The sequence below is a fragment of the Streptomyces sp. NPDC058240 genome (genome assembly GCF_042882135.1).
In the GTDB taxonomy this organism is placed as follows: domain Bacteria; phylum Actinomycetota; class Actinomycetes; order Streptomycetales; family Streptomycetaceae; genus Streptomyces.
Genome location: NZ_JBHVWT010000077.1, coordinates 1 through 13,090, shown reverse-complemented (window position 1 = coordinate 13,090; position 13,090 = coordinate 1). Strand labels below are relative to the sequence as shown.

Annotated in this window: 8 protein-coding genes; 3 read left to right on the top strand and 5 right to left on the bottom strand. The window is 71.9% G+C overall.

Features of this window, described 5'->3' with window-relative positions:
- Window positions 1-113: 113 nt before the first annotated feature.
- A complete protein-coding gene (locus tag ACFVX4_RS39525; protein ID WP_389987596.1) occupies window positions 114-2,060 on the bottom strand; it encodes an acyl-CoA dehydrogenase family protein in 1,947 nt (648 codons plus the stop codon).
- Window positions 2,061-2,710: 650 nt separating this feature from the next.
- Here ACFVX4_RS39525 and ACFVX4_RS39520 point away from each other — a divergent pair.
- Window positions 2,711-3,865, top strand: a complete 1,155-nt coding sequence (locus ACFVX4_RS39520) for a PP2C family protein-serine/threonine phosphatase (protein WP_389987593.1) — start codon at window positions 2,711-2,713, stop codon at window positions 3,863-3,865.
- Between the two features lie 256 nt (window positions 3,866-4,121).
- Here ACFVX4_RS39520 and ACFVX4_RS39515 read toward each other — a convergent pair whose 3' ends face one another.
- From ACFVX4_RS39515 to ACFVX4_RS39500, 4 genes are all read right to left on the bottom strand, one after another.
- The gene (locus tag ACFVX4_RS39515) at window positions 4,122-4,328 is read right to left on the bottom strand and encodes a hypothetical protein (RefSeq protein ID WP_389987590.1); all 207 of its coding nucleotides are present in this window, start codon (window positions 4,326-4,328) and stop codon (window positions 4,122-4,124) included.
- Window positions 4,329-4,708: 380 nt separating this feature from the next.
- Entirely contained in the window at window positions 4,709-6,154 is a 1,446-nt protein-coding gene (locus ACFVX4_RS39510) for an aldehyde dehydrogenase family protein (protein ID WP_266427419.1), read from the bottom strand.
- 150 nt (window positions 6,155-6,304) lie between these two features.
- Window positions 6,305-7,882 (bottom strand): PucR family transcriptional regulator, encoded by a 1,578-nt coding sequence (locus tag ACFVX4_RS39505; RefSeq protein WP_389987587.1) that lies wholly within the window; start codon window positions 7,880-7,882, stop codon window positions 6,305-6,307.
- Window positions 7,883-8,006: 124 nt separating this feature from the next.
- Window positions 8,007-10,472, bottom strand: coding sequence for an ATP/GTP-binding protein (locus ACFVX4_RS39500; RefSeq protein WP_389987584.1), 2,466 nt, complete (start codon window positions 10,470-10,472; stop codon window positions 8,007-8,009).
- 244 nt (window positions 10,473-10,716) lie between these two features.
- Here ACFVX4_RS39500 and gabT point away from each other — a divergent pair, with 244 nt between their 5' ends.
- Both gabT and ACFVX4_RS39490 read left to right on the top strand, forming a co-directional pair.
- Window positions 10,717-12,057: a 4-aminobutyrate--2-oxoglutarate transaminase gene (gabT, locus tag ACFVX4_RS39495; protein ID WP_266427411.1), complete on the top strand. Its 1,341-nt coding sequence runs from the start codon at window positions 10,717-10,719 to the stop codon at window positions 12,055-12,057.
- A gap of 148 nt (window positions 12,058-12,205) precedes the next feature.
- A complete protein-coding gene (locus tag ACFVX4_RS39490) occupies window positions 12,206-13,027 on the top strand; it encodes a phosphatase PAP2 family protein (protein ID WP_389987581.1) in 822 nt (273 codons plus the stop codon).
- The last annotated feature ends 63 nt before the right edge of the window (window positions 13,028-13,090 follow it).

The following is a 13,090-nucleotide window of genomic DNA, read 5'->3' as shown; positions in this document are numbered from 1 at the left end:
GAATATGAGCAGTGGGGGGTAGGGGAGGAGTCACGGTAGCTGGCCGCGGACAAGCGGAACGGGGCAGTGCGGGCCAGGCCGGGGTGGTCCACGTCCCCCCCCCGGCCGGTGGTTCAGCGGATGGTCCGGTGCACGTTCTCCCGGGCGGACGGCCCCGGGGTGGCGTCGGCGATCCACGGTCCTTCGCCGCTCGGGTCGATGACGCCCTCCTCCAGCCAGGTGTACGCGCCGGACAGGACGCCGTCGACCAGGCGCCGGTCCAGGTCGTCGGTGTTGGACCACAGGCGGGTGAAGAGTTCCTCGACCCGGACGCGGGACTGGTGGCAGAACACGTCGGCGAGCCGGTAGGCCTCGCGTCCGTGGTCGTCCGAGGAGCGCAGCAGTTCGGCGCGCACGCAGGCGGCGCTCATCGCGAAGAGTTCCGCGCCGATGTCGACGATCCGTCCGAGGAAGCCCTGCTTGGTCTCCATCCGGCCCTGCCAGCGCGACATGGCGTAGAAGGTGGAGCGGGCGAGCTTTCGCGAGGCGCGTTCGACGTAGCGCAGATGGGCGGACAGGTCGGGATGGCCGGGATGACTGAACTCCCCGTACGTACGCGGGAGTTGCCCCGGGCCCGCGACGAGCCTGGGGAGCCAGCGGGCGTAGAAGCCGGCCGCGTTCGCGCCCGCCTTCGCCTTGGCGGAGAGGGGTTTGTCGGGGTCGATGATGTCCCCGGCGACCTTCAGATGGGCGTCCACGGCCTCCCGGGCGATCATCAGGTGCATGATCTCGGTCGAGCCCTCGAAGATCCGGTTGATCCGCAGATCGCGCAGGAGCTGTTCGGCTGCGACGGCCCGCTCGCCGCGGGCGGCGAGGGACTCGGCGGTCTCGAAGCCGCGTCCGCCCCGGATCTGGACGAGTTCATCGGCCATCAGACAGCCCATCTCGGAGCCGTACAGCTTGGCGAGGGCCGCTTCGATGCGGATGTCGTTGCGGTTCTCGTCCGCCATCTGCGAGGAGAGGTCGACCACCGCTTCGAGGGCGAAGGTGGTCGCGGCGATGAAGGAGATCTTGGCGCCGACGGCCTCGTGCCGGGCGACCGGCCTGCCCCATTGCTCACGGGCCGTGGACCACTCGCGGGCGATCTTCAGGCACCACTTCCCGGCGCCGACGCACATGGCGGGCAGCGAGAGCCGTCCCGTGTTGAGCGTGGTGAGGGCGATCTTGAGCCCGGCGCCCTCGGGACCGATGCGGTTCGCGGCCGGGACCCGGACCCGGTGGAAGCGGGTGACGCCGTTCTCCAGGCCGCGCAGGCCCATGAAGGCGTTGCGGTTCTCGACGGTGATGCCCGGGGAGTCCGCCTCGACGACGAAGGCCGTGATGCCGCCCTTGTGACCTTCCGACTTCGGTACGCGGGCCATCACGACGAGCAGATCGGCGACGACGCCGTTGGTCGTCCAGAGCTTCACCCCGTCGAGGACGTAGTCCGGCCCTTCCGGGACGGCCGAGGTGGCGAGCCGGGCCGGGTCGGAGCCGACGTCCGGTTCGGTGAGGAGGAACGCCGAGATGTCGGTACGGGCCAGCCGGGGCAGGAAGGTGTCCTTCTGCTCCTGGCTGCCGAAGAGTTTCAGCGGCTGCGGCACGCCGATGGACTGGTGTGCGGAGAGCAGCGCGCCGATGGCCGGGCTCACGGAGCCGACCAGGGCGAGGGCCTTGTTGTAGTAGACCTGGGTCAGGCCGAGGCCGCCGTACTTCGGGTCGATCTTCATCCCGAGCGCGCCGAGCTCCTTGAGGCCGCTGATCACCTCGTCGGGAATTCTCGCCTCGCGCTCGATCAGGGCGCCGTCGATCCTCGTCTCGCAGAACTCGCGCAGCCGGGCGAGGAACGCCTCGCCGCGCCGCACGTCGTCGGCGGGCGGCAGCGGATGCGGATGGATCAGGTCGAGCCGGAAGCGTCCGAGGAAGAGTTCCTTGGCGAAGCTCGGCTTGTGCCAGTCCTGTTCGCGCGCGGCCTCGGCCACTTGGCGCGCTTCACGCTCGGTGACCCTGGGCGTGTTCTTCGGTGCGGATGGTGCGGACATGAGGAGCTCACCTCGCCGCGTTGTGGGTGGGCGGACGCGGCCGGTCCGCGCGGAGCGCGCATGGGCGCCTGCCGAGCCGTACCAGCCGGTGCTACTTGTCCTGATGTACCCGATTACCGGCACTCCCACCATCCCCCGAACGCCGATCGGGTCGGGAGCCACTCCACTGGCCAGCCCCGCAGTGACATGGCGGCCAGGCCGTGAGCAGGGGAAGCAGAAACGGCCGGAGCCCTCGCACTGTGGGCCCCTTGCACCACCTTGACCTGCGGTTCTCCTCTGACCTGCGGGTACGCGTGCGCGTCCGCGCTGGTGCGGCCGTGGCCACGCGGGTGCGGCCACACGATGGTCATGGCCTGACCAAGTAGGACTGGGGCACGATCCCGACATACACGGCCTTCCAACCGGTCCCGGCGGGCCAACCCTGCGCGAAGGTCCTGACATGCCATTGGCTGGAGCAATGGCCGGCCCGGAGCGTTGCAGGGCAGCAGGATGGACGTCTTGACCACTTCATGTGCCAGGAGTCCCGCGTGTACAGGCTGTTTGAGTGGAGCCGCCAGGAGCACCGTCCGCATGCAGGCCCACACGGCGGCTCCGTCCTCCGACTGGGCAGCGTCCGTGCTCGCGCCGCTCGCTCTGCGACGGAGTGAGCAGTGAGGTGGCCGGGCCGCCCCGGGGCGGCGAGCGACCGCGCCGTGTGGCCCGGCGATGGGGGCCCGCAGGTGCCGGCCGCGCCCGCATGGATGCGCTGGCTGCCCGCCTTCTATATCGCGGGCATCCTGGTACTCGAACCCCTTACGCCCGTGCAGTGGCCGGTGAGCTTCCTGCTCATCGCCCTTCCCGTGATCGCCGCCTTCGCCCACGGCCCCGCTGCCGTCGCCGGCGTCACCGTGTTCGCGATCGTCTTCGAAGGAGTCCTGGCCGGCACCCCGTGCTGCGCGGGCCGCCCGGTGAGCTACGTGTGGGAGCGCCACTACGTGGCCACCTACCTGAGCACCGCTGTGGTCGGCGTCCTCGGAACAATCCTGGCTGCCCACCGCGTGCGCCGGGAACGCACCCTCGCCAACGTGCGCTTCGTGGCCGAGATCGCGCAGCGTGTCCTGCTCAGCCCGGTCCCTCACCGCATCGGCCCCATTCTGGTCGAAGCCCTCTACCTGTCCGCCGCCGCGGAAGCACGCATCGGCGGTGACCTGTATGAGGCCGTCCCCACCACGTACGGACTCCGCCTTGTCATCGGAGACGTCCGCGGCAAGGGACTCCCCGCCGTCGAGACGGCCGCCACGCTCCTCAGCGCTTTTCGCGAGGCCGCCCACGACGAACCCGACCTCGCCGCCGTTGCCCGCCGGGCGGAGACGAGCATGAATCGCAGGGCCGCCCGCCTGGCCGGAAACGACGTGGGCGAGCGCTTCGTCACCGCTGTCTTCGCGGAGATCCCCCACCGTCACGTGGTCCGCATCGTCAACTGCGGCCATCCCCCGCCCCTCCTCATCCGCTCCGACGGGGTCACTGAGCTGGAGACGGCCGACCCCGCACCGCCCCTCAACCTGGGCATGCTCCTCGCGGAGGCCTACCGGGTCGACGAGTACCCCTTCGGTCCCGGCGACCAGTTGCTGCTCTACACCGACGGCGTCACCGAAGCACGCGACCACACCGGGGCCTTCTACCCCCTCCCCCAGCGTGTCCTCTCCTGGGGTCCTCTCCAGCCCCGGGAACTCCTCGACCGCCTCCATCACGATCTCCTCATCTACAGCAACAACCGCCTCCACGACGACACCGCGGCCCTCGCCGTCTACCACCTGCCCGACTAGAAGTGCCCTGAAGATCTTGAAATGAGCGGCCCCGGTATCCGCCGCGGTGGCGCTCGAACGCGGCTTGCAGACAGTCGAGGTCTCCGGCGCTGGTCCCGGTGCCGGCGAGGGCGCCGTCGATGCCCTGCCGTGCCTGGGCGATGCCGGGGAGCGTGCTCGCCCCTACGGCGGCTGCTGCCGTTGCTCCGATGAGACCTCGTCCTCCTTGCCCTGACCGCGTCGGTGCTGTCGTGATGCGGCGACAGCTCTGCGTACGTCACCGGCCGTCAGCCCGTAGGCGCGCGATCGTGTCGTGCCACACCGGGGTGGGTAACCGTTTCTCGCTCTGCCACCGCTTGAGGTTGTCCGGGTCGAACCATCGGCCGTCCTGGGCGTCCTCCATCAGCAGCGCCTGCTCCTGCCGGGTCCGGTTCGCCCGTTCGCGGATGGTCCGCAGCAGAACGCCGATTCCGTCCGGACTCATCTTGGGGTGCCCCTTTCCGTACCGAACCTGCCGGTGATCTTCGGGGACTTGCGGCGGGCCGGCGGGCCCTCCTGGCCCTGGCCTACCTGCGGTGCGGCGACACCTACACCCAGACCCGGTAGCTGTGGATCTACCCGTCCTTGTTCCTACGCGGAACGATGTTCGCCTTGGCGGGAGACCGGCTCCGTTTTCCCACCGTTTTCCCAGCCGCATGTTTGAAGCAGCCAAAATCTAGCGGTACTTGCAGGTCAGGGTCAGATACGCAGAAACGGCCGGAGTCCCCGCACAGTGGGCTCCGGCCGTTCATCTGTCGCCTGCTGTCGTGCTGTCCAGGCGGAACACAGGCGACGTCGGTGGATCGGTTAGATCCTGTTCGCGGACTACAGGGCGAGGCCGGTGAGGACCAGCACGCGCTCGTAGGTGTAGTCGTCCATGGCGTAGCGGACACCCTCGCGGCCGACGCCGGACTGCTTGGCGCCGCCGTACGGCATCTGGTCCGCGCGGTAGGAGGGGACGTCGCCGATGATCACGCCGCCGACCTCGAGGGCGCGGTGGGCGCGGAAGGCCGTCTGCAGGTCGTGGGTGAACACGCCTGCCTGCAGGCCGTACTTGGAGGAGTTGACGGCCTCGAAGGCCTCGGCCTCGCCGTCCACCTTCTGCACGGACAGCACCGGTCCGAAGACCTCCTCGCAGGAGAGGGTGACGTTGTCCGGGAGCTCCGCGAGCACGGTCGGCGCGTAGGTGGCACCGTCCCGCTTGCCGCCGGTGAGCAGCTGGGCGCCGGCCTGCACGGCCTCGTCGACCCAGGACTCGACGCGCTTGGCGGCGTCCTCGCTGACCAGCGGGCCGACATCGGTGGTGGCGTCCGACGGGTCGCCGGTGACCTGGGCCTCGACGGCCGCGACGATCTTCGGGAGCAGCCGGTCGTAGACCGAGGCGTCCGCGATGACCCGCTGCACGGAGATGCAGGACTGGCCGCCCTGGTAGTTGGAGAAGGTCGCGATACGGGTCGCGGCCCAGTCCAGGTCCTGGTCGGAGGCGTAGTCGCCGAGGACGACCGCGGCACCGTTGCCGCCGAGCTCCAGGGTGCAGTGCTTGCGCGGCACCGACTCCAGGATCGAGTAGCCGACGGGGCCGGAACCGGTGAAGGAGATCACGGGCAGGCGCTCGTCCTGGACCAGGGCGGGCATCCGGTCGTTGGGGACCGTCAGCACGGACCACGAACCGGCCGGCAGGTCGGTCTCGGCCAGCAGCTCGCCCAGGATCAGCGAGGAGATCGGGGTGGCCGGGGCGGGCTTCAGGATGATCGGGGCGCCGACGGCGATGGCCGGGGCCACCTTGTGGGCGCTCAGGTTCAGCGGGAAGTTGAACGGCGCGATGCCGAGGACCGTGCCGCGCGGGAAGCGCCGGGTCAGGCCGAGACGGCCGGTGCCGCCGGCGTCGGTGTCCAGGCGCTGGGCGTCGCCGCCGTTGAAGCGGCGGGCCTCCTCCGAGGCGAACCGGAACACGGAGACGGCGCGGCCGACCTCGCCGCGGGCCCACTTGATGGGCTTGCCGTTCTCGGCGGAGATCAGCTGGGCGATCTCCTCGGTGCGCTCCACCAGACGCCGTACGACGTGGTCGAGTGCGGCGGCCCGGACGTGCGCCGGAGTCGCGGCGAACTCCTCGCGCACGGCGTGCGCGGCCGCGACGGCCTCCTCGATCTGGGCGTCGGTCGGCACGCTGACGGTGCCCACGAGACGGCCGTCCCAGGGGTTGGTGACGTCGAAGCTGTCCTCGCCGGTGGCCTGGCGGCCGGCGAGCCAGAAGGCGTGGGTGGAAGTCATGGAGGTTCCGGCCCTTCGGAGCGGTGGGGGTGTCTTGCCCCCACCGTAGGGCCGCACGGCCGCCCTGGCGTTTGTCCGGGGTGGAGCAGTGCGTGCCGGGGACGCGCCGGTTTGTCGGATGCGGACGGAACACGCGGTTCCGCCGGACCGCTACGGCTCGGGGGTCGGCGGGGTGCCCGTGGCCTTCAGGGCCAGCCACAGCTCCATCCGGACATCGGGATCGTCCAGCGAGCGGCCCAGGATCTCCTCCACCCGGCGCATCCGGTAGCGCAGGGTGTGGCGGTGCACTCCCAGGTCCGCCGCGGCCGCGTCCCACTGGCCGTGGTGGGCGAGCCAGGCCCGCAGCGAGGCCACGAGGTCGCCGCGGCCCTTGGCGTCGTGCTCGTGCAGGGCGCGGAGCATTCCGTCGGCGAAGGCCCGTACCGCGTCGTCCGCGAGCAGCGGGAGCACCGAGCCGGCCGCCAGCTCCTCGTGCTCGACCAGCGCCCTGCCCCGGCGGCGGGCCACCGACAGGGCCTGCTCGGCCTGCTTGTACGCGGCGGAGACGGCGATCGGGCCGGCCGGCGCGGAGAGGCCCACGACCACCTGGCCCTCCTCCGGCTTCGTCCCTTCGGCGGGCGTCCTCGCCTCCTGGGCCTCCGCGTAGGCCGCGCACGCCGCGACCGCCGCTCCGCCGTCCGCGGCGAGGACGACGAGCCGGTCGCCCTCGGGGACGGTCAGCAGGGTCTCGCCGGACCGCAGGGCCGCCGCCTCCATCGCCTCGCCGAGCGACGCGGGGGTGGCGGGGTCGGACGCCTCCGCGATGAGCAGCCGGAACGGGGCGTCGAGCAGCCCCCCGTACAGGTCTCCGGCGACGGCCCTGGCGTGGTCCGGCTGGCCGGCGAGCAGCATGCGCAGTACCGCCGCGCCGAGGCGCTGTTCGGCGCCCTGGAGGGACCGGGAGCGTGCGGTGGTCAGGGTCAGCAGGGCGACGGCGGAGTGCACGGCGTACCGCTCGGCGGTGCCGAGTGCCGCGCCGGTGCCGACGGCCAGCGCTCCCCTGACCCGGCGGCCGGTGCCCAGGGACTGGAGCTCGACCCGGTCGTCGGTGTCGCCGACGACGACGCTGGCCGGGGCCGGGCGGTCCCGCAGCCGTTCCACGTCGGGGGTGAGCCGGGCGGCGCGGCGGGCGGCCCACTCGGGGGCCGCGGCGACGACCTGGCCGGCCGCGTCGTACAGCGCGGCCCAGCCGTCGAGGTGCGCGGCGAGCCGGGTGAGGAGTTCGCCGGGGCCGTCGCCCGCGAGTGCGGCCCTGGTCAGCTCCCGCTGGACCTCGAACCCGGCCGTCACGGCCCGGTACTGGTCCTCCGCGATCACCGAGGACACGGCCTTGGCTATGGCGATGAACGGGGTGCGGCGCGGCACTTCGAGGAGCGGCAGCCCCGCTTCCTCGGCCGCGTCGATCAGCGCCTGCGGCACCTCGTCGTAGTGGACGCCGACGGCGAAGCCCAGGCCGACGACTCCGGCCCCGGCCAGCCGCCGCACGTACCGCCGCATCGCCTCGGGGTTCTCCGCGTCGAGGTTGGTGGCGGTGACGAGCAGGAACTCGCCGCCCTCCATGTACGGAACGGGGTCGGTCAGCTCGCTGGCGTGCGCCCAGCGCACGGGCGCGTCGAGCCGGTCCGCCCCCGCGCGCACGGTGAGTCTGAGCGCCGAACGCTGGACGAGCGAGGCGAGAGTGAGGGGCATGGGGACCGCGGGACCTCGGGGAGTCGGTTTTCGCCGTCCCGTATGAACGGCTCCTGCCAATTCTGCCAGGCTGGCGGGGTTCGGCATGACCATGCCCGGTGCCGCGGGCCGCACCCCGCGCCGCTCAGCCGTTCAGATCCACCAGCAGCGGGGGCACGTGCTCACCGTCGACCGTCGTCATGGAGAGGACCGCGTGGCCCGCGGGCAGCTCGTACGCCAGCGCGGAGGCGGACCAGCGCTCGCGCTCCACCTGCCGCACGGTGACCGCGTCGACGGTGACCGCCTTGCCGGTGGCGAGCTTGCGCAGCGCGTGCATGGCACGGGTGAAGGGCTGGTCGGCGAAGACCCCGTGCTGAGCGACCTCGCGGACGGAGACCCATTCCTTGCCCCAGGCCTCCGAGAACCGCTTCCCGTCCCAGGTGGTGGCGCCCGAGAAGATCATGCCGCATCCCACCGCGCCCAGCAGCGCGGAGTGCAGCCCCTCGGGAACGTCGTCGAGGGTGCGCAGCGCCAGTACGGCACCGGCGTTCACCGACCTCAGCCGCCTGAGCCCCTGGACGGTCTCGGCGGTGACCGTGTGCGTCGCGTCGTCCAGCACCAGACAGGTGAAGACCGACCGGTCGGGGCGGGCCGCGGCGATCGCGTTGAACTGTGTGAGGACGAGGCGGGTCAGCACCCGGCAGGCCCCGGCATGGGCGCGTTCCGGCAGGTCGATCCGGACCCTGAGCGGATGTTGTCCCAGGGAGCGGAGCGAGAAGGGCCGCGCCTCCTCCCCGGTGGCGAAGAACCCGGCGAACGCGGGCCGGTCGAGTAGGGCGACGCGATCGGCCAGTACCGCCGCGGGGTCGCCCGCGCCGCCGGTCTGCCGGATCCGGGCATCCAGCTCACGAAGCATGGCCGAGTGGCCGCCCGCCTCCAGGGCACGTCGCAGCTCACCGACGGCGGACTCGTCCCCGGCCAGCAGCTCCCGCAGCTCCGGCACCGCCGGGAAGCAGCCGTGGACGGCCCGGTAGGGGCCGAGCAGCTGCCCGAGGGCCAGGGCCGCGCGCCGCCCGTCCAGGCCGGGCACGTCCCCAGCGAGTCCTTCCGCGAGGGTGGCCGCGGCCTCGTCCGGGTCGGCCGACCCGCCGTACAGATCGAAGTCGTGGACGGACGAGGGGTCGCCGATCTTCACCACGACGTCGTACGCGTCGTCGGGACCGAGGGACGTCCCCGCGGCGCCCACCGCGAGCACCGCCGCCCCACCCGTCAGGGCCTGGAGGGCCAGCGTCTCGACGACCGGACGCACCAGCCGCGCCGTCTTGCCCGCACCGGGCGGGCCGACCACCAGCAGGGACGTACCGAGAAGGGCGGGGTCCAGGGCCATGCCCGAACCTCTGCGCGCGTACGGGTTGCGTTCGTCGTCCACGCAATCACCGATCCGGACCTGGCCGGCCAGCAGATCGTGGCGCGCGGTCCGCAGGGGAAGGTCCCGGCTCCCCGAAGGATGCAGGAAGGCGTCGGCCCCCTGGCGCACGACCGTCTCGTCGAAGGACGCCGTGCCGTCGTGACGGCCCCGCGCCCGTTCCCAGGCACGGTTCAGGCGTACGCAGTCCACGTCGTTCAGGCGCCCGGCCCGGACGGCCGCGGTGAGCACGTCCGCCGCCTCCACGCGTCCTGCGGCGCGCAGCTCCGGCCAGTGCGCCGCGCCCGTTCCGGTCGCGGGAGGCGTCACAGGAGAAGGAGCGGGAGACGACGGGACCCGCTCGTCCTGCGGACGCGTGCCGGCCCGGCGGGCCGCGCGGTCACGGAGGGAGGTGCGCCAGTGCCCGATCCGGGCGAACGGCCACACGACCGCGGCGATGACCAGCGCATACGCCCCGTAGGCGACGACGGCCGCCAGGTACTCGTTCCCGCCGCCCTGCAGCCAGCTCTGCGGGATCAGGTACAGCACGACGTCCAGCAGCGGCACCTTGCCGCTCCAGACCAGCCACAGCGCGAGCAGGGCCCCGAAGCCCGAGAGCGTCAGCCGGGCACGCTCCGGCCGGGGTCCGGCCCAGTACTGGAAGAGCCCCGCCCAGTGTCCGACGCGGGCTGCCCACAGCCCCGCGATCAGCACCAGCAGCTGGTTGTAGAGCGTCTCGATGCTGTACGCAGCGGCCGGAACGGAGCCTGCCCGCAGAGTGTCGAAGACCCACCAGCTCCCGGGTGTGGCCGCCTCCAGGGGCACCTTCACGTACGGGATCCGGAAGTCCGCCAGCAGCGCCCAGATCACCAGCCAGAGCACCAGGGCGATCAGCGGCCCGAGCAGGGAGGGACGCGGCGGCCGCTCGGCGGGGCGCGGCACATGTCCGTAGCGCCAGACACCGGGCTCGACGGCGGGGCGGACGGTGTTCAGCCACTCGGCGATCGACGGCCCCGCCCCGGGAAGGCCGGCGGGCATCGGCGGAGTCGTGGGCGGCCCGCTCCGGGGCGCGCCGACGGGCATCGGCGGGACGGCAGGCGGCGGCCCGGCCGGGCGTGGCACCGAGCGGCGGGGCCCGTCGGGCCGGCCGCCTTCCCGCTCCGTACCACTCGTGCCACGCACACCGTGCGCGTCGTCGCTCGTCATGAACCGTTGCCCCCTGACCGGCCGAGTCCGTCCGCTGTCCCGGTCAATCTAGTGCGCACGCACGGCGAGTTCAGCAAGGCTCCCCCGGATCGGGGCCCCGTCCCCCGGGCCCCCGCACCCCCTCGCTATGTCCGTGGCGGACAACGGCGCGCGAGCACCACTCCCGAACGGAACATGCCGTACCCCGGGCCTCGCCCATAGCCTGCACGAAGAAGCGTCCGAAACATCCCCCCAGGAGCCCCTCATGACCGCAATCCCGCAGGAGCGCCGCGTCGTCACTGCCATTCCCGGCCCGAAGTCGGTGGAGCTGCAGGCCCGCCGTCTGGAGACGGTGGCCGCAGGTGTGGGCTCCACCCTGCCGGTGTTCACCGCCCGCGCCGGTGGCGGGATCATCGAGGACGTGGACGGCAACCGTCTGATCGACCTCGGCTCCGGTATCGCCGTGACGTCGGTGGGCGCCTCCGCCGAGGCCGTCGTGCGCCGCGCGTCCGCGCAGCTCGCCGACTTCACCCACACCTGTTTCATGGTCACGCCGTACGAGGGGTACGTCGAGGTCTGTGAGCAGCTCGCCGAGCTGACGCCGGGCGACCACGCCAAGAAGTCCGCACTCTTCAACTCGGGCGCCGAGGCCGTCGAGAACGCGGTGAAGATCGCCCGTATCCACACCAAGCGCACCGCGGTCGTCGTCTTCGACCACGGCTACCACGGCCGCACCAACCTCACGATGGCGCTGACCGCCAAGAACATGCCGTACAAGCAGGGCTTCGGCCCGTTCGCGCCCGAGGTCTACCGGGTGCCGGTGGCGTACGGCTACCGCTGGCCGACCGGTGCCGAGAACGCCGGCGCCGAGGCGTCGGCCCAGGCCATCGACCAGATCAACAAGCAGATCGGCGCGGAGAACGTCGCCGCGATCATCATCGAGCCGGTGCTCGGCGAGGGCGGGTTCATCGAGCCGGCCAAGGGCTTCCTCCCGGCGATCGCCCAGTTCGCCAAGGACAACGGCATCGTCTTCGTCGCCGACGAGATCCAGTCCGGCTTCTGCCGCACCGGCCAGTGGTTCGCCTGCGAGGACGAGGGCATCGTCCCGGACCTGATCACCACCGCCAAGGGCATCGCGGGCGGTCTCCCGCTCTCCGCCGTGACCGGCCGCGCCGAGATCATGGACTCCGCCCACTCCGGCGGCCTCGGCGGCACCTACGGCGGCAACCCGGTCGCCTGCGCGGGTGCGCTCGGTGCCATCGAGACGATGCGCGAGCTGGACCTGAACGGGAAGGCGAAGCGCATCGAGGAGGTCATGAAGGGCCGCCTCGCCGAGATGCAGTCGAAGCTCGGCAACGGCGACATCATCGGTGACATCCGCGGCCGCGGCGCGATGATCGCGATCGAGCTGGTGAAGTCCGGCACGAAGGACCCGAACCCGGAGGCCGCCGCGAAGCTCGCCAAGGCCTGCCACGCGGAGGGCGTCCTGGTCCTCACCTGCGGCACGTACGGCAACGTCCTGCGCTTCCTCCCGCCGCTGGTGATCGGCGAGGACCTGCTGAACGAGGCGCTCGACGTCATCGAGCAGGCTTTCGGCCAGATCTGATCCGTGCGAACCACAGCGGCTCCGGAACTCGTTCTCGCAGGGGATACGAGGGGCCCGCGTGAGGGCCTGTGAAGAACGTGTGGGGGGCCGATGGCGGGATCTGTTTCCCGCTGTCGGCCCCCCATCGGCTGCCGTACGGTTTCTGCAGATGAGAGAAACACCCCGCCCGCAGGGGACTGCGGGCGATGCCGGGCCGGAGCTTCCCCAGCGCCGTCCTGGCCGTGCCTTCGCGCACACCGCTGGAGCCCCTGGCTCCGGAACTCCTCACCGATCGGATGGCCGCTCGCCCCAAACCCCCCGGGGCGTGCGGCAAACCGGTCCGACCGGCCGCCCCGGAACCACCCCCCCTGTTCCCGGGCGGCCGGCTCTTTTCCTTTCCCTGGCCCTGTCGCTCCTGGCGCTCTTCGCGCTCACCGCCTGGCAGGTCGCGGTCGGCGGCCCGCTGCGCGCACTCGACGAGCGAGCCGGCCGGGCCGTCGTCGGACACGGCCCCGCCCGGCTGACCGAGTTCCTCGCCGATCTGGGCAATATGCAGATCGCGCTCCCGGTACTGGGCTGCGCGATCGCCTGGGCCCTGGTGCGCGGTGCTCGCCGTGAGCCGCTGTACGCGGCGCTCACCATGGGCGCGGTGCCCCTGCTGGTCGTTCCGCTGAAGGCCCTGATCGCCCGTCCGGGACCGCTGACGGACGCCACCGGCTACTTCCCGTCCGGCCATGCCGCGACGGCCGCGGTGGCGTACGGCGCGGCGGCGCTGCTGGTCGCGCCGTACGCGAGGCGGTCGTGGTCATGGGTGATGCCCGTCGCCGCTGTCCTGCTGACCACGGCGACGGGCATCGGTCTGGTGCTGCGCGGCTATCACTGGCCGCTGGACGTGCTGGGCAGTTGGTTCCTGTGCGGGGCGGTGCTCCTGCCGCTCGGCCTCAGCTGCCGAAGTAGGCGTCGAAGTTCTTCGAGAACTCCCCGTTGTTGAACCGGTCAGCTCTGCATCCTGCAGATTGGCTAAGAATCAAGGCTTCAACAGGGGCTAAGGCAG